The 19,073-nt window shown below is 71.2% G+C and carries 16 protein-coding genes and 1 tRNA gene; 13 read left to right on the forward strand and 4 right to left on the reverse strand.

Annotation, left to right across the window (positions count from 1 at the left end; translation table 11 throughout):
- Positions 1-115: 115 nt before the first annotated feature.
- The gene (locus ACWGKJ_RS03950) at positions 116-427 is read right to left on the reverse strand and encodes a zinc-ribbon domain-containing protein (RefSeq protein ID WP_385016597.1); all 312 of its coding nucleotides are present in this window, start codon (positions 425-427) and stop codon (positions 116-118) included.
- 139 nt (positions 428-566) lie between these two features.
- Here ACWGKJ_RS03950 and ACWGKJ_RS03955 point away from each other — a divergent pair, with 139 nt between their 5' ends.
- Positions 567-1,571 (forward strand): NERD domain-containing protein, encoded by a 1,005-nt coding sequence (locus ACWGKJ_RS03955; protein WP_385016599.1) that lies wholly within the window; start codon positions 567-569, stop codon positions 1,569-1,571.
- Between the two features lie 176 nt (positions 1,572-1,747).
- Positions 1,748-2,989, forward strand: coding sequence for an epoxide hydrolase family protein (locus tag ACWGKJ_RS03960; protein ID WP_385016602.1), 1,242 nt, complete (start codon positions 1,748-1,750; stop codon positions 2,987-2,989).
- Between the two features lie 30 nt (positions 2,990-3,019).
- Here the strand turns inward: ACWGKJ_RS03960 and ligD are convergent, their stop codons facing one another.
- Both ligD and ACWGKJ_RS03970 read right to left on the reverse strand, forming a co-directional pair.
- Entirely contained in the window at positions 3,020-3,910 is an 891-nt protein-coding gene (gene ligD, locus ACWGKJ_RS03965) for a non-homologous end-joining DNA ligase (RefSeq protein ID WP_385016604.1), read from the reverse strand.
- Positions 3,911-4,039: 129 nt separating this feature from the next.
- Positions 4,040-5,539, reverse strand: a complete 1,500-nt coding sequence (locus ACWGKJ_RS03970) for an FAD-dependent monooxygenase (RefSeq protein WP_385016607.1) — start codon at positions 5,537-5,539, stop codon at positions 4,040-4,042.
- Between the two features lie 122 nt (positions 5,540-5,661).
- Between ACWGKJ_RS03970 and ACWGKJ_RS03975 the strand changes: the two genes are divergently transcribed.
- The 5 genes from ACWGKJ_RS03975 to ACWGKJ_RS03995 all read left to right on the forward strand — a co-directional run bounded on the left by ACWGKJ_RS03975 (position 5,662) and on the right by ACWGKJ_RS03995 (position 11,787).
- Positions 5,662-6,234, forward strand: coding sequence for a TetR/AcrR family transcriptional regulator (locus ACWGKJ_RS03975; RefSeq protein ID WP_385016609.1), 573 nt, complete (start codon positions 5,662-5,664; stop codon positions 6,232-6,234).
- A gap of 257 nt (positions 6,235-6,491) precedes the next feature.
- Positions 6,492-7,655: a non-homologous end joining protein Ku gene (gene ku, locus ACWGKJ_RS03980; RefSeq protein WP_385016612.1), complete on the forward strand. Its 1,164-nt coding sequence runs from the start codon at positions 6,492-6,494 to the stop codon at positions 7,653-7,655.
- 176 nt (positions 7,656-7,831) lie between these two features.
- Complete coding sequence (locus ACWGKJ_RS03985; protein ID WP_385016615.1) at positions 7,832-8,536, forward strand: VC0807 family protein; 705 nt, start codon at positions 7,832-7,834, stop codon at positions 8,534-8,536.
- Positions 8,537-8,976: 440 nt separating this feature from the next.
- Positions 8,977-10,827 carry an MFS transporter gene (locus ACWGKJ_RS03990; protein WP_385016618.1) on the forward strand — a complete coding sequence of 617 codons (1,851 nt, stop codon included), beginning with the start codon at positions 8,977-8,979 and terminating at the stop codon, positions 10,825-10,827.
- Between the two features lie 285 nt (positions 10,828-11,112).
- Positions 11,113-11,787: a hypothetical protein gene (locus ACWGKJ_RS03995; RefSeq protein WP_385016621.1), complete on the forward strand. Its 675-nt coding sequence runs from the start codon at positions 11,113-11,115 to the stop codon at positions 11,785-11,787.
- Between the two features lie 94 nt (positions 11,788-11,881).
- Here ACWGKJ_RS03995 and ACWGKJ_RS04000 read toward each other — a convergent pair.
- Positions 11,882-11,953: transfer RNA gene (locus tag ACWGKJ_RS04000), tRNA-Arg, on the reverse strand.
- A gap of 156 nt (positions 11,954-12,109) precedes the next feature.
- Between ACWGKJ_RS04000 and ACWGKJ_RS04005 the strand changes: the two genes are divergently transcribed.
- The 6 genes from ACWGKJ_RS04005 (at position 12,110) to thrB (ending at position 18,903) form a co-directional block, all read left to right on the forward strand.
- Complete coding sequence (locus ACWGKJ_RS04005; RefSeq protein ID WP_385016623.1) at positions 12,110-12,565, forward strand: response regulator; 456 nt, start codon at positions 12,110-12,112, stop codon at positions 12,563-12,565.
- A gap of 55 nt (positions 12,566-12,620) precedes the next feature.
- Positions 12,621-13,643, forward strand: coding sequence for a DALR anticodon-binding domain-containing protein (locus ACWGKJ_RS04010; protein ID WP_385016625.1), 1,023 nt, complete (start codon positions 12,621-12,623; stop codon positions 13,641-13,643).
- A gap of 12 nt (positions 13,644-13,655) precedes the next feature.
- On the forward strand, positions 13,656-15,047 hold the full coding sequence (gene lysA, locus ACWGKJ_RS04015) for a diaminopimelate decarboxylase (protein ID WP_385016628.1): 1,392 nt from the start codon (positions 13,656-13,658) through the stop codon (positions 15,045-15,047).
- Positions 15,048-15,141: 94 nt separating this feature from the next.
- A complete protein-coding gene (locus ACWGKJ_RS04020) occupies positions 15,142-16,497 on the forward strand; it encodes a homoserine dehydrogenase (RefSeq protein ID WP_385016631.1) in 1,356 nt (451 codons plus the stop codon).
- 6 nt (positions 16,498-16,503) lie between these two features.
- Entirely contained in the window at positions 16,504-17,577 is a 1,074-nt protein-coding gene (gene thrC / locus ACWGKJ_RS04025) for a threonine synthase (RefSeq protein WP_385016634.1), read from the forward strand.
- A gap of 411 nt (positions 17,578-17,988) precedes the next feature.
- Complete coding sequence (thrB, locus tag ACWGKJ_RS04030) at positions 17,989-18,903, forward strand: homoserine kinase (RefSeq protein ID WP_385016637.1); 915 nt, start codon at positions 17,989-17,991, stop codon at positions 18,901-18,903.
- The last annotated feature ends 170 nt before the right edge of the window (positions 18,904-19,073 follow it).

The following is a 19,073-nucleotide window of genomic DNA, read 5'->3' on the forward strand; positions in this document are numbered from 1 at the left end:
CCGCCGGGCGGCCCTGCGATGACGCGGTATCAGCGCGACCCGGACCGGTGCCGCCGCCTGGACCGGTACCGCTGCCCTGACCGTCTCGGCCGACCGCACCGGCCGGCGGCGCGGCTCACTGCTGGTACGGGTTCTGCCCCTGCTGCTGCGCCGCGGGCCGGCCGTACCCCTGCTGCGGGCCCTGCGGCTGACCGGCGCTCTGCGCGAGGAGCTGCTCGGCCTGCTCCTTGGTCGTCCGGGTCTCGGTACCGCAGAAGGTGCACTGCGTCGCGTACTTGGTGGAGAACGGGAAGAGCGGCACGAAGAACAGCGTGAACTTCGTGACGCGCTTACGGAGCGTGTGGGCGGCCGGATTGCCGCACTGGCCGCACACCAGCGTCAGTATCGCCAGCTGGTAGAGATAGCCTCTGCTGCCAAAAATGATCATGATGGGTCCCCTCCTGGTCGGTAATAGCGGTACACCGTAACCGGGTTCTTGCCCCCGCGGTGTCCGGGCTGTTCCCATGGCCGGGTGGGGGGACGGTGTCCGGACTGCCCCCCCCCCGGCCGGGGCGGGGTGATGGGGCATGCCGGAACTCAGGGTCACACCGGGGCGGTACCAGGGCAGGACCCGGCTGTACGTCACACTGCCGGAAGGCACGGCCGCCGCCTGGTACGACCGGGAGCCGGGGCGGATCAGCCTGGCGCTTGAGGAGTACCGGGCCGAAGTGCTCGACGCCCTCGCGCCCTATCTGACCGGGCAGCCGGCGGTCGGCCCGCCACCGGTCCCCACCCCTGCCGAACTCGCGCTGCTCACCCTGCATCCCGATGACGACCTCGCACCCAACAGGCCCGGTGAGGCGCTGCATGCCGCCCTGGCCGGGCTCGCCGTCTCCCGCTTCCGGCCTGCCCCACGACGTGCGGCCCTCGCGGCACTCGCCGCCCAGGAGACGCTGGGGGCCGAGCTGGACACGCTGGAGGGGGCGGGGTGGCGGGTGCTGCACTCGGTACCGCTGCCCGGCGGCGGGTGTATCGGCCATCTCCTGATCGGCCCGGCAGGGGTGCTGTCCGTGCGGACCCTGGCGGCCCGGAAGCGAACAGTCCGGATCGCGGATCCCCTGGTCGCCACCGGCCGCACAGAGCCGGAACCACAGCTCCGTCGGGCCCGCCACGAGGCAGAGCGCGCGGCGCTCGCCCTGGCCACGACGGTACGCCCGGTGCTGGGGATCGTCGGGGCGGCGGCGGTACGGGTGGGGCCGATTGCGGGGGATCCCGGCGGGGGCAGGTCCGGTGGAGCCGGTGGTTTCCGTGCGGCGGGTGGGCCCGGTGGGCCCGGTGGCCGGGACGGTACCGGCGGGACCGGCGGGACCGGCGGGACCGGCGAGACCGGTGAGTCCGGTGGGCCTGATGGGTCGCGGGCGGGGCCGGACGGTGTGCGGTTGTTGCGGGGCAGCGGGCAGGTGGGCGTAAGGCTGGTGCGGGACGGCGAGGCGGTCGCGGCGCTGGCCGGGCTCGGCGGCGTACTGAAACCGGCGGACATCGAGTCGCTCTACGCGACGGCCCGCGACCGGAGGACCTGGCTGCGGGTATGAGGGCGGGTACGGCCGGGCCGGCCGGGCGGGATCTGCCGCGCGGCCGCCCGGCTCGCCCCGCGTCAGCGGCAGGCACCCGCCGCGTCGCCGCCCGCAACCCTTGAACTGGCCCGGCGCCGCCCAACCAGCCAACAGACCGCTGGAACCGCCTCCGCTACCCCGTAAGGAACCACGCCATGACCACCCCGCGAACCTTCCCCCTGGAGCTGGAGCCCACCCCGATCCATGTGCCGGACGAGGTCCTCGACGACCTGCGCGCCCGGCTCGCACTGACCCGTCCGCCGCTGGACGAGGGGAACGAGGACTGGTCGTACGGCGTCCCGGACAGCTATCTGCGTGAGCTGGTCGCCCACTGGCGGGACGGCTACGACTGGCGCCAGGCCGAGGTTGCCATCAACGCCTACGAGCACTATCGGGTGAGCGTCGCCGGTGTCCCGGTGCACTTCATGCGCAAGCCCGGCCGCGGCCCTCGCCCGATCCCGCTGATCCTCACCCACGGCTGGCCGTGGACGTTCTGGCACTGGTCGAAGGTGATCGACCCGCTCGCCGACCCGGCAGCCTTCGGCGGGGACCCCGCCGACGCGTTCGACGTGATCGTGCCCTCCCTGCCCGGCTTCGGTTTCCCCGGCCCGCTCAAGGGCTTTCCGGACGTCAATTTCTGGAAAGTCGCCGACCTCTGGCACACCCTGATGACCGAGACCCTGGGATACGGGAAGTACGCCGCCGGAGGCTGCGACATCGGCGGAATCGTCTCCAGCCAGCTCGGCCACAAGTACGCCGACGAGCTGTACGGCATCCACATCGGCTCCGGGCTGCCGCTCGACTTCTTCACGGGCCCCCGCGCCTGGGATTTCGCCCGGAACCGGCCCCTCACCGACGACCAGCCCGCCGACGTCCGCGCCCGGATCATCGAGCTGGACCACCGCTCGGCCTCCCACCTCGCCGTACACATGCTCGACGGCGCCACCCTGGCCCACGGGCTGAGCGACTCACCCGCCGGACTGCTCGCCTGGCTCCTTGAGCGCTGGAACGCCTGGAGCGACAACGGCGGCGACATCGAGTCCGTCTTCTCCAGAGACGATCTGCTCACCCACGCCACGATCTACTGGGTGAACAACTCCATTGCCACGTCCATGCGTTACTACGCCAATGCCAATCGCCATCCCTGGACCCCCGCCCACGACCGCACCCCGATCGTGCAGGCCCCGGTCGGCCTCACCTTCGTCACGTACGAGAACCCGCCCGGTATCCACACCGCCGACGAACGCGTCCGGGCATTCGAGACCGGTCCGCAGGCCGCTTGGTTCAACCACGTCAACGTCAACGCCCACGACCATGGCGGCCACTTCATCCCCTGGGAGAACCCCAACGCCTGGGTGAACGACCTGCGCCGTACCTTGCACGGCCGCAGGCCCTGAATGGCCTGTTGGGGCAGGCGGCCGGGCGGTTCAGGCGCGGGGCAGCGGTCCGGCGTGGTCGTGGTTGATCAGCGGTGCGAGCAGGTCGCCGTGCTGCTGGAGGCGCGGGCCGATGTCGTCGATTCTGAACACCAGGCCGGCGGGGTCCGTGCACCCCTCGACCTCCTCCCAGGTCACCGGCGTGGAGACGGTCGGCTCGGTCCGTGCGCGCAGGGTGTAGGGGGTCGCGGTGGTCTTCGCCGCCGCGTTCTGGCTGTGGTCCACGAAGACCTTGCCCGGCCGCAGCGCCCGCTTCATCCGGTGCAGGGCCAGATCGGGCAGGGCGGCCTCGGCCTCGACGGCCAGGGTCTTGGCGTACGCCGAGACGTCGTCCGAAGGCGCCGGCTCCAGCGCTGCCAGCAGATGGAGGCCCTTGGAGCCCGAGGTCTTCGCGTACGCGGTCAGCCCGTCCGCCGACAGCCGGTCGCGCAGCCAGAGCGCCACCGTGCAGCACTCGGCCACGGTGGCCGGTTCGCCCGGGTCCAGGTCGAGTACGAGGCGGTCGGCGCGGGCGGGGGAGTCGGCCTGCCACTGCGGCGTATGGAACTCGACCACCAGATTGGCCGCCCACATCAGACTCGCCAGGTCCTGCACCAGCACCTGGCGCGCGTCCCTGGTCCTGGAGCGGGGGACCTCCGCCGTGTGCACCCAGGCGGGGGTGCCCGGCGGCACGTTCTTGGTGAAGAACCGCTCGCCGCCGGGACCGTCCGGATACCGCAGGAAGGAGACGGGGCGGCCGTGCAGATGCGGCAGCAGGGCTTCGGCCGTACTGGCGTAGTAGTGCAGGGCCTCACCCTTGGTGGTGCCCGTAGCCGGATAGAGGACCTTGTCGAGGTGGGTGAGCGGCAGACGCCGCCCCTCCACCTCGGTGATCGGCGACATGGGTCGAGAATCCCATGGATGGCCGGCCGGTGGCCCGCGCTGCGCCGGGCGGCGCGGGCGGGGCGCCGACCCGCGCCGGTGCGGTGCGGCCTGGGTGTACCGGTGGCCCGCGCCTGCCGGCCGGCGTCGTCAGCCGAGTGCTTTGGCCAGGGTCCCGGGACCGGGGTGCGTGCCGGCCCAGGCGATGTGACCGTCGGGGCGTACGAGCAGGGTGAGGGTGCGGTCACTCGTCCAGTGCGCGTGGACGAGCGGGACCGGCCCGGTGGGGCCGGGCGCGCCCGGGGGTGTGACCAGGACGAAGGCGCCCTCGCGCAACAGCTCGGGCAGCCGCCCCTCGGCCAGTCGCAGCGCGGGCGCCCGGGTGCCCGTCAGCCGGTGGCTGCCCCGGGGGGCGGGGTACGAGATGCCGATGCCGGAGATCCTCGCGATGGCCTTGTCCGACGCCGGGCGTACGGCGGAGAGCAGACGGGTGAGGGCTGTGCGTGTGGCGCGCTGCCCCGGGGTGCTGGCCATGGCCAGACGGATGATCGCCCCGCTGGTGCGCAGCACCTGGGACCCGACCGGGTGCCGCTCCGTGTGGTAGCTGTCCAGTAGCGCCTCGGGTTCTGCGGAGTGCCCGCGCAGAACGGCCGCGAGCTTCCAGGAGAGGTTCGCGGCGTCCTGGAGGCCGGTGTTCATGCCCTGGCCGCCCGCCGGCGAATGGACATGGGCGGCGTCACCCGCCAGAAAGACCCGGCCGGTGCGGTAGGCGGGCACCTGGCGTTCGTCGCTGTGGAAGCGGGAGAGCCAGCGGGCGCCGTGCATCCCGTAGTCGGTGCCGAGTGCGGTGCGGGCGATCCCGCGGAGCTCGTCGAGCTCCACGGGATCGCTGTCGTCGGTCTGCCGGGTGCGGTCCCAGCCCATGACCCGGTACCAGCCGTCGCCGAACGGCGCGATGAAGGCGAAGGAGTCGCCCACGCCGTTCACCGTGAGCACCTCCGGAGGCGTCCCGGTCAGCCGGACATCGGCCAGGATGATCGACCTGATCACGGACTCGCCGGGGAACGGCAGCCCGAGCGCCCGGCGCACCGAGCTGCGCACCCCGTCCGTCCCCACGAGATACCGGGCCCCGACCGTGGAACCCGCCCCGTCGGTCCCGCGCAGGTCGGCGGTGACCGTCCCGGCGGCGGACTGGCTGAGGCCGACCAGCTCCGTCCCATGGCGGAAGCGCACGCCCGCCTTGAGCGCGCGGTCCTTCAGCAGGCGTTCGACCTCGTACTGCGGGGTAATCAGGACGAACGGGAACCGGCTGCGCAGCCGGGTGAGGTCGAGCGAGACCCGGCCGAAGATCTCCAGCTGGTCCAGGCACGTACCGGTCCTGATCAGGTCATCGGCGAGCCCCCGCGCGTCGAGCAGCTCCAGGGTGCGGGCGTGCACGGCGAAGGCGCGCGTCAGGCTGCTTGTTCCGGGCGGACGCCGCTCGACGACGGTGACCGACAGCCGCTGGGCGGCGAGGTCGCCCGCCAGGAGCAGGCCGGCCGGGCCCGCGCCCACGATCAGTACGTCCGTCGGCAGGTCGCTTGAAGCCTCGGTGGTGTTCGCGTCAGTTGTGTTCGCGCGGTTCGCTCCGGTGCTGGGTGTGTCCGTCATGACAGCCTCCGCATGGGCACATGCCATCGCTTGTTGGCCAACATGCGTTGGTCAACGCTTGTTGGCAAGGCTAGAGCGGGCCGGCCTGGCGTGTCAACGTCTGTTGGCCTACGCTTGTTGGCATGCCTGCCCCCTCCGCCCCGCGCCGTACCGCCGCCACGACCAAGGCGGCGATCCTCGAAGCCGCCCGGGAGCGGTTCGCCAGCGACGGGTACGAACGCGCCACGATCAGGGCCATCGCCCGGGACGCGGGCATCGACCCGTCGATGGTGATGCGCTACTACGGTTCGAAGGAGGGGCTGTTCGCCGCGGCGTCCACGATCGATCTGCGGCTGCCCGGCCGGGGCGCACTGCCCGCCGACCACATCGGCGCGATCCTCGTCGGGCACTTCCTGGACCGCTGGGAGCGGGACGACGTGCTCACGGGCCTGCTCAGAGTCGGCGTCACCCACGAAGCGGGGGCCGAGCGGATGAGGGCCATCTTCGCCGAACAGCTCGGACCGGTCGCCGCCGGCACCTGCCCCGACCCCGCGGACGCCCCGCACCGTGCGGCACTCGTCGCGTCGCAGATCCTGGGCATGGCACTCGCCCGGTACGTCCTCCGCATCGAGCCCGCGGTGGCGATGTCGCGCGACGAGATCGTCGGCTGGCTGGCACCGACGGTCCAGCGCTATCTGACGTCCGAACACCCGTAGCCGGATCCCTCTCCGCGGCCCACCTGCGCAGCTCCCCTCCGCGGCCCATCTCCGCAGCTCCCCTTCGGGGCTCTCCTCCGCGGCTTCTCCTCCGTAGCCCTCCTCGGCGGCGTTACACCGTCGCTCTCCGTCGCTCGCTCTCCGGCGCTCTCCTCCGCGAGCGCCGCGGCCGCATCCACGCGAGACTTGGGTGCCGGACCCGGAGCAAGGCGGGTGCCGGACCCGGAACGAGGTCACCGAACAGGACGGGAGCCATCGTGCGATCCATCTGGAACGGGGCCATCTCCTTCGGCCTGGTCAGCATCCCGATCAAGCTGGTGAACGCCACCGAGAACCACTCCGTCTCCTTCCGGCAGATCCACACCGCCGACGGCGGCCGCATCCGCTACCGCAAGGTCTGCGAGCTGGACGGCGAGGAGCTGACCGCCGACGAGATCGGCAAGGCGTACGAGGCCGACGACGGTTCCATGATCCCGATCACCGATGAGGACCTGGCCGCACTGCCGCTGCCGACCGCGAAGACGATCGACATCGTGGCGTTCGTGCCGCTCGATTCGATCGACCCGTTGCAGATGGGCTCGGCCTACTACCTCGCGGCCGGCGGGGCCACGGCGGCCAAGCCGTACACCCTGCTGCGCGAGGCGCTCAAGCGCAGCCGCCGGGTCGCCATCGCCAAGTTCGCGCTGCGCGGGCGGGAGCGGCTGGGGATGCTACGGGTCGTCGGCGACGCCATCGCGATGCACGGGCTGCTCTGGCCGGACGAGATCAGATCGTACGAAGGGGTCGCCCCGGAGACCCCCGTCACGGTGCGCGATGCCGAACTCGACCTGGCCGACGCCCTGATGGACACCCTGGGCGAGGTCGAGATGGACTCGCTGCACGACGACTACCGGGAGGCCGTCGAGGAGTTGATCGCCGCGAAGACGTCCGGTGGCGAGACGCCCGCCCGGCCCGCGGCGGAGGCCGGTGCGGGCAGAATCATCGACCTGATGTCGGCGCTGGAGAGAAGCGTGCAGGCGGCGAAGGACTCACGCGGCGGGGAGGAAGCGGACGACGGGGAGGACGCCGAGGTCCGGGAGCTGCACCCGGCGCGGAAGCGGAAGGCGGCCACGAAGAGCGGTCGGGGGAGCGGGAGCGGGCAGTCCGGTGCGGCGGCCGCCAAGTCCGCACCGCGGAAGGCCGCTTCGGGCCGGGCGGCCCCCAAGAAGACCGCGGCCAGGAAGACCACCGCGCGCGGGGCGGCGTCGGGCGGCAGCGGCTCATCGGCCAAGGGGGCCGCGGCGAAGGGTTCCACGGCGAAACGGGCCCCGGCCAAGAAGAGTGCCGGGGGCAGGGCATCGGCCGGGAACGGGACGTCGAAGAAGACAGCGGCTGCCAGTGGGTCATCCGGTACCCGGGGGAAGAAGCGCGCCTCGGCGTGACACCCGGCGCGACCGGCCCCGAAGCGGCCCCACGGGTGCCTGGCCAGGCGTCACCCGCCCCTGCTCCACAGTCAGTTGCCCCTGGGGTGTCACCCTCCGCGTACTGACAAATGTCCTGCCGGGTACAGGACAGCTGCCTCTGCCGGGGCACCCTCCCTCCTCGCCAAGCTGTACGTATGGAAACCGCGACGAAGAAGCCGAAGAAGAGCATGAGCCCGCTGGTCCTGGATGTCGTCGTCCCGATGGGCGGTTACTACTTCCTCAAGCACGAAGGCATGGGCACGGTCGCCGCTCTCGCCTGGAGCAGCGCCCTGCCGGCCGTACGCACGGTGTGGGGCGTCGTCAGGGAGCGCCGGGTCAACGCACTCGCCGCCCTGATCCTCTTCGTCAACCTCGTCGGCCTGGCGCTCACCACTCTCTCCGGCGACCCGCGGCTGATGCTCGCCAAGGACAGCGCGGTCAGCAGTACGGTCGGCATCGGTGTGCTGGTCTCCGTACTGCTCGGAAAGCCGCTGATGTCGGCCGGCCTGAAGCCCTGGGTCGTCAAGAGCAGCGAGACCAAGGAGGCGGCGTGGAAGCGGCTTTCGGTCGAGTCGAAGCCCTTCCGCCGCCTGGAGTCGGTCTTCTCGCTGGTCTGGGGCGTCGCCCTGGTCGCCGAGTGTGTGGTCCGGGTGATCGCGGTGTACTCCCTGCCGGTCGACACGATGGTCTGGTTCGGCAACGTGATCATGGGCTGCTTCATCGTCCTCGCCATGCTGGTGGGCGGCGCACTCGCGGCCGCACCGATGGAGAGGCTGGTGGCGGCGGAAGCGGCCACCGGCTCGCCGGAGGCGGCCCGCCCGGCGCGCCCCGCCTCCACCGGAGCCACCCGTACGGCGTGAGGCCCTGGACGGCCCGAGCCCGTAACGCCTCCGCTGGGACGCCACTGTCCCGGGGGAGGCGTTACGGCGTACTGACGTACCGGCCACCCCCCTCCACTTCATGTGATCTGAGTCACAAATAAAAAACACACGCGAGGGAGGGCGGCAGCGCGCGCCCCATGCCCGCGCCCCCGCCGGTTACCCGGAGCGCCGGTTCGCGTACCGCCTGACATGCCGCTTTGCCGACGCCCCTGCACCGCGCGCCCGCGCACCACCGGCCGTGACCCCTGGGGCGTGAGAGGCGGAGGAGGTGCGCCGCCCGGCCCGTGAGTCGATCTTCAGGGCGCTCAGGAAATGTGGATGCCCCGTACAAGAGTTAGATTGCTTGCGTCAACTAACGACCCGTGTCCACCGGCGTCGGCGGGCAGGGGTGCGCGCAGAGGGGAACGTGCATCGTGGGCATGACCGGTCGAATACCTGCAGAGTCGTCGCCTCCGGCAGGGCCGGGGGAGCACTACAAGTGGATCGCGCTGTCCAACACCACGCTCGGCGTACTGATGGTGATGATCAATCAGTCGATCGTGCTGATCGCCCTTCCTGACATCTTCCGTGGCATTCATCTCGACCCGCTGGACTCCGCGAACACCAGTTATCTGCTCTGGATGCTGATGGGCTTCATGGTGGTCACCGCGGTGCTGGTGGTCACCTTCGGCAGGCTCGGCGACATGTTCGGCCGGGTCCGTATGTACAACCTCGGCTTCGCCGCCTTCACGCTCTGCTCGGTCATGCTCTCGGTCACCTGGATGGACGGCAGCGCGGGCGCGCTCTGGCTCATCGGCTGGCGTATCGCGCAGGGGATCGGCGGTGCGCTGCTCTTCGCCAACTCCACGGCGATCCTGACCGACGCCTTCCCGGCCAACCAGCGCGGTACGGCGCTGGGCATCAACTCCATCGCGGCCATCGCCGGTTCGTTCCTCGGGCTGATCCTGGGCGGTGTACTGGCCCCGGTGAACTGGAAGATGATCTTCCTGGTGTCGGTCCCGTTCGGCGTCTTCGGCACCATCTGGGCCTATGTGAAGCTCCATGACACCGGGGTGCGGGCCAAGGCGCGCATGGACTGGTGGGGCAATGTCACCTTCGCCGTGGGGCTGATCTCGGTCCTGGTCGGCATCACGTACGGCATCCAGCCCTACGGCGGCAGCACCATGGGCTGGCTGAACCCGTGGGTGCTGACCGCGCTGATCGGCGGCGTGGTCGTGCTGGGGGCGTTCGTCTGGATCGAGATGAAGGTGGCCGAGCCGCTCTTCCGGCTCTCGCTCTTCCGGCTGCGCGCCTTCACCGCGGGCAACATCGCCAGCCTGCTGACCGCGCTGGGGCGCGGCGGCCTCCAGTTCATGCTGATCATCTGGCTCCAGGGGATCTGGCTGCCCCTGCACGGCTACAGCTTCGAGAAGACCCCGCTCTGGGCGGGCATCTACATGATCCCGCTGACCGTCGGCTTCCTCCTGTCGGCCCCGCTCTCCGGCTGGCTCTCGGACCGGCTCGGGGCGCGGCCGTTCACGGTCGGCGGCGCGCTGCTGACAGCGGTGAGCTTCCTGGTCCTGATGACCCTGCCCACCGACTTCCATTACTGGATCTTCGCGCTGCTGCTGCTGGTCAACGGCGTCGGCTCCGGTCTCTTCGCCTCGCCGAACCGCGCCGAGATCATGAACGCCGTCCCGGCACGGTCGCGCGGCGCCGGCTCCGGAATGACCGCGACGTTCCAGAACTCCGCGATGGTCCTCTCGATCGGCATCTTCTTCAGCCTGATGATCGCGGGCCTCTCGCACACCCTGCCGAGCGCCATGCACGACGGCCTTGTGGCCCAGGGTGTGCCCGCGTCCGAGGCCACCCAGGTGTCCCAACTCCCGCCGATCGCCGTGCTCTTCGCGGCCTTCCTCGGCTACAACCCGCTCCAGCAGCTCCTCGGGGACCATCTGGCCAAGCTGCCGGACGGCGGCAAGCACCTCACCAGCAAGGAGTACTTCCCGCATCTGATCTCCGGCCCCTTCCACCAGGGCCTGGTCATCGCCTTCTGGTTCGCGGTCGCGGCCTGCCTGGTGGCCGCGCTCTCCTCGCTGCTGACCGGCCGGGTGAGCCGTAAGCACCGGGTGCTGCCCGCCGAGTCCCTGGGCTCCGAGCTGGCCGGCGTCTCCGGAGGCGCCGGCCTGGGCCTGAGCGAGCCGGTCGTACCGGACGGCGAGGGTGCCCACCCGGCGCCCCCCGGGCGCGGGGCGGCATCGGCGGGGCACGGCGGGACGCCACGTACGTAGCGGAGAAGCGCCGAAGCGGAGAGGCGCCATAGCGGAGAAGCGCTGGGAGGTGAGGCGCTCACGAGGTGAGGCGCTCACGAGGTGGGGCGTTGAAGCGGTGGGGCGCTGAAGCGGTGGCGGAGCCCGGCGGATCGGTTCGCCGACCGGGCACCGCGACCGTTCCGGTCCGGGCGCCGTACGGCGGACTCCGGTGGAAGCCGGACGCGGGCACGGAGGCCGTGGAACGATCTCTACGATGTCAGCCACCGGCCGGAACGGGGGCCGGCACGGGAGATCGGGGGAGCCATGGGAACCACGCAGTGGGCGGAAGGTCCGGAGAGCGCGGAACAGTACGGCTGGGGCACGCTGGACGACCATCTGCTCTACACCTGCGGCCTGGTGCACGACCTCCAGGCGGGCCGCATCGGCGAGCGCCCCCCGATCCCCACCAGGGCGCGGCTGCACCAGGGCGAGCTGTCCCTGGCGGTGGGCCCGGCCGCCCGCTCCACCTGGCGGGCCCTGGGCAACGGCTCGTACGTGAACAGCAGCACGGTCGCGTTCGGCTCCGCGTCCTTCGTGATCGGCAGCATGGTCGGCTCGGCCGTGGGCAACGCGGCCCGCAGGAACAGGGCGATGGCCGACGCACGCCCCCGCTGGATACCGGACGGTCCTGGTGAACTCACCGTCACCGACCGCCGGGCGGTCTTCGGACAGCAGCAGAACCCGCTGGACCTGGGCTGGACGGGTCTGGACTCGGTGGAGCTGATAGCGCCCGAGATCGTCCAGTGCAGCTTCCAGGACACGTACGGCAACGGCTATATGACCGTACAACTGCACACGCTCTGGGCCTCGTTGGTCTTCGTCCTGGCCGCGCGGGCCGCCTTCCCCGCCCACCCCCGGCTGCTCCAGGGGGACTGGCTCCCGCCGGGGTTCGAGGCCCGCTGCGCGGCCATGGGCCGGCCCTGCCCGCCGGTGCGCTGAGGCGGCGGGGCCCCACCCGGACCGAGGCGGCCGTAAAGGGCATGCAAAAAGGCTCTGACCAGCATTTCTGCTGGTCAGAGCCTGATTCCGGAAGTGCCCCCGGCAGGATTCGAACCTGCGCACCCGGCTCCGGAGGCCGATGCTCTATCCCCTGAGCTACGGGGGCGTATCGCTGCGGTAGGCGGCGACGAGTGAAACCCTACCAGCTCAGTGGGGGTGACCATGAACAGGTTTCCGCGGAGGGACCGCGTCCGGTGTCCGCACGGGGTGGAAGTGGGCAAAACCCGGACGCGGCGGTGGCCGCGGTCCTACGCTCGTAGGTGTGTCAGGCGCGTACGGCAGGGTGCTCGTTGTCGACGACAACAAGGTCATCCGGCAGCTGATCAGGGTCAATCTCGAACTGGAGGGCTTCGAGGTCGTGACCGCGGCCGACGGTGCCGAGTGTCTGGAAGTCGTCCACCGGGTCGCCCCTGATGTGATCACCCTCGATGTCGTCATGCCGCGTCTCGACGGTCTGCGTACCGCCGCCCGGCTCCGTGCCGACCCCCGTACCAGCCGGCTGCCGCTCGCGATCGTCAGCGCGTGTTCGCAGCAGGAGGTGGAGAGCGGACTCGCCTCCGGCGTCGACGCCTTCCTGGCCAAACCGTTCGAGCCCGCCGAGCTGATCCGGCTGGTGAGCCGGCTGATGTGCCGGGAGCAGTCGTCGTCCGCCGGTCCCGGCCGGAGCGCCCGCGGCGGCGGCAGGCCCGCAGGGCGGGCCGGGAGCACCCTCGGCTGACCGCATGGCGAAACCGGTTCGCGGAGTGGCCCCCCTTCTCCCATACGCTGGTCCTGTGACTCCCGCAGAGCTCTCCCGCACCGTCGCGCGCGCCGTGCGCCGCGCGGTCGACGAGGGTGCCCTGTCCGTGCCCGTCCCCGAGCGGATCAGGGTCGAGCGGCCCAGGCCCGGCGGGCGGGGCGACTACGCGACCAGTGCGGCGCTCCAGCTGGCCGGCCCGGCCGGGATGGCCCCCCGGGCGGTCGCCGAGGCCCTGCGGCAGCGGATCGCCGGTACCCGGGGGATAGAGCAGGTCGAGATCACCGGGCCCGGCTTCCTGAACTTCACGCTGGTGCCGGACGGCTCGGGCGCGGTCGTCCGCGCCGTGCTCACGGAGGGTCTGCGGTACGGACTGGGGGGAGCGCCCGACGCCCCGGCGGCCCCCGGGGAGCGCGACACCCCACCGGTTCCGGCCACGCCCGACCAGCCGGCTCCCGACCAGCCGGCTCTCGACGCGGCCCGCTGGGGCGCCCTCTTCGGCGGTGGCAGTGACGAACTGCTGGTGCGGCGCGAGAGCAATCCGCTCTTCCGTGTGCAGTACGCCCATGCCCGCAGCCGCGCCCTGCTCCGTAACGCCAGTGAGCTGGGCTTCGGTGCCGCGTCCTGCGCCGAGTACGACGCGGCCTGCGAGCGGGACCGTGAGGCAGCCGTACTGGTCGCCGCTCTCGCCGACTACCCCGGGGCCGTTGAGTCCGCGACAGGCCCCGGGCCCCGCAGGACCTCCCGTACCGCCCGGTCCGCGGCAGCCCCCGCCCCAGCACCCGCGGCAGTCACCCCAGCCGCACCCATAGCCGCGTCCACCCCCGCGGCAGCCCCCAGCCCCACCCCCACCGCACCCTTCGGTGCCGGTCACCGGATCGCCCGGCAGCTCGTCGTGGTCGCCGATGCCTTTCTGGCGTTCCACAGCACGGTGCTCCCCGTCGGGGACGAGAAACCCTCGGCCGCCCACCGCTCCCGGCTCGCCCTCACCGAGGCCGCCGGGACGGTGCTGGCAGGCGGCCTGTCCCTGCTCGGTATCAGCGCACCCGAACACATCTGAAAGAGCGAAGAGATGAGCCGTTCCGCACACCCCGCCGGGCCCCGGCACGCCGATGTCTACACCGAGGGCCACTACTCCGCCCCCGCCGAAGACCTCAACTCCCTGGACGAGAAGGTCTGGTCGCGCACGGTCGGCCGTAACGCGGACGGAGCCGTCACCGTCGGCGGCATCGAAGTGACCCGGCTGGCCGAGGAGTTCGGCACCCCCGCCTACTTCCTCGACGAGGCCGACTTCCGGGCGAGGTGCCGGGCCTGGGCGGACGCCTTCGGGCCGGACGCAGACGTGTTCTACGCGGGCAAGGCGTTCCTCTCGCGCGCCGTGGTGAAGTGGCTCCAGGAGGAGGGGCTCAACCTCGACGTCTGCTCCGGCGGCGAACTGGCCACCGCGCTCGCCGCCGGTATGCCCGCCGAGCGCATCGCCTTCCACGGCAACAACAAGACCGCCACCGAGATCGAGCGGGCCGTCGTGGCCGGTGTCGGCCGTATCGTGCTCGACTCGTTCCAGGAGATCGTCCGGGTCGCCCACATCGCGCAGAGCCACGGGGTGCGCCAGCGGGTCCAGATCCGGGTGACGGTCGGCGTCGAGGCGCACACCCACGAGTTCATCGCCACCGCCCACGAGGACCAGAAGTTCGGGATCGCGCTGGCCGGGGGCGAGGCCGCAGAGGCCGTCCGCAGGGCGCTCAAGCTCGACGGGCTCGAACTCATCGGAATCCACTCGCACATCGGCTCGCAGATCTTCGACATGGCGGGCTTCGAGGTCTCCGCACGCCGGGTCGTGCAGCTGCTCGCCGAGATCCGTGACGAACACGGTGTGGAGCTCCCTGAGATCGACCTCGGCGGCGGCCTCGGCATCGCGTACACCTCGGAGGACGACCCCCGCGAGCCGCATGAGATCGCCAAGGCGCTCGGCGAGATCGTCACCCGTGAGTGCGAGGCGGCCGGTCTCGCCACCCCGCGTATCTCCGTCGAGCCGGGCCGCGCCATCGTCGGGCCGACCGCCTTCACCCTGTACGAGGTCGGGACCATCAAGCCACTGGAGGGGCTGCGCACCTACGTCAGCGTCGACGGCGGGATGTCCGACAACATCCGTACCGCGCTCTACGACGCCGAGTACAGCGTCGCCCTGGTCTCCCGGACCTCCACGGCCGAGCCGATGCTCGCCCGGGTGGTCGGCAAGCACTGCGAGAGCGGCGACATCGTGGTCAAGGATGCATTCCTGCCCGCCGATCTCGCGCCCGGCGATCTGCTCGCCGTACCGGCCACCGGCGCCTACTGCCGCGCCATGGCCAGCAACTACAACCACGCGCTGCGCCCGCCCGTCGTCGCTGTCAGGGACGGCGAGGCCCGGGTGATCGTCCGGCGTGAGACGGAGGAAGATCTCCTGCGCCTCGATGTCGGCTAGTGAAATAGTCATCTCAGAATCCGGACAGGGGACAGAAACCCCCGTCCGGTGAGTGAGACTGGTCCAACCGTAGAAGTATGAGAAGTGAGGTCGGATGATGCGTACGCGTCCGCTGAAGGTGGCGCTGCTGGGCTGTGGAGTCGTCGGCTCAGAGGTGGCGCGCATCATGACGACGCACGCCGACGACCTCGCGGCCCGGATCGGTGCCCCCGTCGAGCTCGCCGGTGTGGCCGTCCGCCGCCCCTCCAAGGTCCGCGAGGGCATCGACCCCGCGCTCATCACCACGGACGCGATGGCCCTGGTCAAACGCGGTGACATCGACGTGGTGATCGAGGTCATCGGCGGCATCGAGCCCGCCCGCACCCTCATCGCAGCCGCCTTCGAGCACGGCGCGAGCGTCGTCTCCGCCAACAAGGCGCTGCTCGCCAAGGACAGCACCGCGCTGCACGCGCTCGCCCAGGGCCAGGGCCGGGACCTCTACTACGAGGCCGCCGTGGCCGGCGCCATCCCGCTCGTCCGCCCGCTGCGCGAATCGCTCGCAGGCGACAAGGTGAACCGCGTCCTCGGCATCGTCAACGGCACCACCAACTTCATCCTCGACAAGATGGACAGCACCGGCGCGGGCTACTCGGAGGCGCTGGACGAGGCCACCGCGCTCGGCTACGCCGAGGCCGACCCGACGGCCGACGTCGAGGGCTTCGACGCGGCGGCCAAGGCCGCGATCCTCGCCGGGATCGCCTTCCACACCCGGGTACGGCTCGACGACGTCCACCGCGAGGGCCTCACCGAGGTGACCGCGGCCGACATCGCGTCCGCCAAGCGGATGGGCTGCACCGTCAAGCTGCTCGCCATCTGCGAGCGCGCCGCCGACGGCAGGTCCGTCACCGCCCGGGTCCACCCCGCGATGATCCCGCTCAGCCACCCCCTGGCCTCGGTGCGCGAGGCGTACAACGCGGTGTTCATCGAGGCCGAGGCCGCCGGGCAGCTGATGTTCTACGGTCCCGGCGCCGGCGGCTCACCCACCGCTTCCGCGGTCCTCGGCGATCTGGTCGCGGTCTGCCGGAACAGGCTCAACGAGGCCACCGGGCCCGGCGAGTCCGCGTACACGATGCTGCCCGTGAGCCCCATGGGCGATGTCGTCACGCGTTACCACATCAGCCTCGACGTGGCCGACAAACCAGGCGTTCTCGCCCAGGTGGCCACGGTCTTCGCCGAGCAGGGCGTATCGATCGACACGGTACGCCAGCAGGGCCGAAATTCAGGCAGCGGTGACGAAGTCGCCATCGAGCAGGGTGGCGGCGGGCAGCGGGCGGGCGGAGGCGGCGAGGCATCACTCGTCGTCGTCACCCACCGCGCGCCCGACGCGGCCCTCTCCGGGACCGTCGAAGCGCTGCGCAAGCTCGACACCGTGCTCGGTGTCGCCAGCATCATGCGTGTTGAAGGGGAGTAAGGACCCATGACCACCAAGGGCACCCACCAGTGGCGCGGCATCATCGAGGAGTACCGGGACCGCCTCCCGGTCACGAGCACGACACCGGTCGTGACACTCCGTGAGGGCGGAACGCCGCTCGTCCCCGCGCAGGTCCTTTCCGAGCGCACCGGCTGCGAGGTGCACCTCAAGGTCGAGGGCGCCAACCCCACGGGGTCCTTCAAGGACCGGGGCATGACCATGGCGATCACCCACGCCAAGGAGCAGGGCGCCCAGGCCGTCATCTGCGCCTCCACCGGCAACACCTCGGCATCGGCCGCCGCCTACGCTGTACGGGCCGGAATGGTCTGCGCCGTCCTGGTGCCGCAGGGAAAGATCGCCCTCGGCAAGATGGGTCAGGCGCTGGTGCACGGCGCGAAGATCCTCCAGGTGGACGGCAACTTCGACGACTGCCTGACGCTGGCCCGCTCGCTCTCGGACAACTACCCGGTGGCGCTGGTCAATTCGGTCAATCCATCCCGTATCGAGGGCCAGAAGACCGGAGCCTTCGAGATCGTCGACGCGCTCGGTGACGCCCCCGACATCCATGTGCTGCCCGTCGGCAACGCCGGCAACATCACGGCGTACTGGAAGGGTTACAAGGAGTACGCGGCGGACGGCCCGGCCACCCGCACCCCCCGTATGTGGGGCTTCCAGGCATCCGGCTCCGCTCCCATCGTGCGCGGCGAGATCGTCAAGGACCCCTCCACCATCGCCACGGCGATCCGGATCGGGAACCCGGCCTCCTGGCAGTTCGCGCTCGACGCACGCGAGGAGTCCGGCGGCTTCATCGACGACGTCACCGACCGTCAGATTCTGGCCGCCTACCGGCTGTTGGCCTCCCGGGAGGGCGTCTTCGTGGAGCCCGCCTCGGCCGCTTCGGTCGCCGGTCTGCTGAAGGCCGCGGACGAGGGCAAGGTGGATCCCGGCCAGCGGATCGTCTGCACGGTGACCGGCAACGGCCTTAAGGACCCCGACTGGGCCGTCGCGGGAGCCCCGCAGCCCGTCACCGTACCGGTCGACGCCGTGGTGGCTGCCGAGCGGCTGGGCCTGGTTCCGTAGCCTCGGGTCCGCACGGACCCGCAGGTCAGGAGCCGGTCCCCGGGGCGCGCCCGGACTGTGCACCGGATGCGCCCCGGCTGTGCTCCCGATCTGCCGCATCACCCGCCGGTGGACCGCCCGGCCGACCGGTCCGACCCGGAGCGCATGGGTAGCGTGCGACACGCATCGTGCGCCTCCTGTGCGCCCTATGTCGCGACAGAACCTTCCTTCGATAAGCTGTAGGCAACCCACCCCGCCGCATGTGCCGCGGTGTTGCTGCCGTGATGGCCCGCAGGTGCTCGTTCTGCCTGTCCGGGTTGTCCGGCCCAGGGCCTCCGGGGGAGTGTTCTCCCGGGAAGCACAGCCGCATCCCCGTCACCACTCCGCGGTCGAAACCAGACGCGCAGTCTCACAAGGAGAGTCATCAGACCGATGGCCGGTCCCGCGTTCCGTGCCGCCGCCGTCCGGGTGCGCACCCCTGCCACCAGCGCCAACCTCGGACCGGGCTTCGATGCCTTCGGCCTGTCGCTGGGGCTGTACGACGACGTGGTCGTCCGGGTCGCCGACGCCGGGCTGCACGTCGACATCGCCGGTGAGGGCGCCGAGACGCTCCCGCGCGACGAGAGCCATCTGCTCGTACGGTCGCTGCGCACCGCCTTCGACCTGCTCGGCGGGCAGCCGCGCGGCCTCGAAGTCGTCTGCGCCAACCGCATCCCGCACGGCCGCGGCCTCGGCTCGTCGTCGGCCGCCATCTGCGCCGGCATTGTCGCCGCCAGGGCTGTGACCATAGGCGGGGCCGAGAAACTCGACGACACGGCCCTGCTCGAACTCGCCACCGAGATCGAGGGCCACCCCGACAACGTCGCCGCCTGTCTCCTCGGCGGCTTCACCCTGGCCTGGACCGACGGCGGAACGGCGCGCGCCATCAGGATGGACCCGGCGGATTCCATCGTTCCGGTGGCCTTCGTGCCCGGCAGGCCGGTACTCACCGAGACCGCGCGCGGTCTCCTTCCGCGGAGCGTCCCCCATGTGGACGCGGCCGCCAACGCGGGTCGCGCGGCCCTGCTCGTGGAGGCGCTCACCAGGCGCCCCGAGCTGCTGCTCGCGGCGACCGAGGACCGACTGCACCAGGAGTACCGTGCTCCGGCGATGCCCGAGAGCGTGGCCCTGGTCGCCCGACTGCGCGCGGACGGCGTCCCCGCGGTCATCTCCGGCGCGGGCCCCACGGTGCTCGCGCTGGTCGAGAACGGTGCGGCCGACAAGGTCGCACGGCTGGCCGGCGAAGGGTGGGCGGCCAACCGGCTGCCCCTCGACGCCTCCGGTACGAGCGTCCTGCCCCTGGGGTAGGTGCGCGTCCGGTTGCCGGTGAACGAGAGGGGGAATATTTGTTGGATCCGGTAGTGTTAACCTCAAGTCAGCACTCGACGTCGTTGTGGCTCGGTGCTCAGTGTCCCCATCAGGGACCGCCTTTTCTTCCGGGAGCCTCCCCAACTGCCTGACAGCCTGCCTGAGCAGTT

Source organism: Streptomyces sp. NPDC054757, from assembly GCF_053612185.1.

Excerpts from the sequence above, each read along its gene's own strand:
- ACWGKJ_RS03950 (WP_385016597.1), bottom strand. The coding sequence starts at position 427 with ATGATCATTTTTGGCAGCAGAGGCTATCTCTACCAGCTGGCGATACTG.
- lysA (WP_385016628.1), top strand. The coding sequence starts at position 13,656 with ATGAGCCGTTCCGCACACCCCGCCGGGCCCCGGCACGCCGATGTCTAC.
- ACWGKJ_RS03995 (WP_385016621.1), top strand. The coding sequence starts at position 11,113 with ATGGGAACCACGCAGTGGGCGGAAGGTCCGGAGAGCGCGGAACAGTAC.
- ACWGKJ_RS03970 (WP_385016607.1), bottom strand. The coding sequence starts at position 5,539 with ATGACGGACACACCCAGCACCGGAGCGAACCGCGCGAACACAACTGAC.
- thrC (WP_385016634.1), top strand. The coding sequence starts at position 16,504 with ATGACCACCAAGGGCACCCACCAGTGGCGCGGCATCATCGAGGAGTAC.
- thrB (WP_385016637.1), top strand. The coding sequence starts at position 17,989 with ATGGCCGGTCCCGCGTTCCGTGCCGCCGCCGTCCGGGTGCGCACCCCT.
- ligD (WP_385016604.1), bottom strand. The coding sequence starts at position 3,910 with ATGTCGCCGATCACCGAGGTGGAGGGGCGGCGTCTGCCGCTCACCCAC.
- ACWGKJ_RS03990 (WP_385016618.1), top strand. The coding sequence starts at position 8,977 with ATGACCGGTCGAATACCTGCAGAGTCGTCGCCTCCGGCAGGGCCGGGG.
- ACWGKJ_RS04020 (WP_385016631.1), top strand. The coding sequence starts at position 15,142 with ATGATGCGTACGCGTCCGCTGAAGGTGGCGCTGCTGGGCTGTGGAGTC.
- ACWGKJ_RS03955 (WP_385016599.1), top strand. The coding sequence starts at position 567 with ATGCCGGAACTCAGGGTCACACCGGGGCGGTACCAGGGCAGGACCCGG.
- ACWGKJ_RS03975 (WP_385016609.1), top strand. The coding sequence starts at position 5,662 with ATGCCTGCCCCCTCCGCCCCGCGCCGTACCGCCGCCACGACCAAGGCG.
- ACWGKJ_RS03960 (WP_385016602.1), top strand. The coding sequence starts at position 1,748 with ATGACCACCCCGCGAACCTTCCCCCTGGAGCTGGAGCCCACCCCGATC.
- ACWGKJ_RS03985 (WP_385016615.1), top strand. The coding sequence starts at position 7,832 with ATGGAAACCGCGACGAAGAAGCCGAAGAAGAGCATGAGCCCGCTGGTC.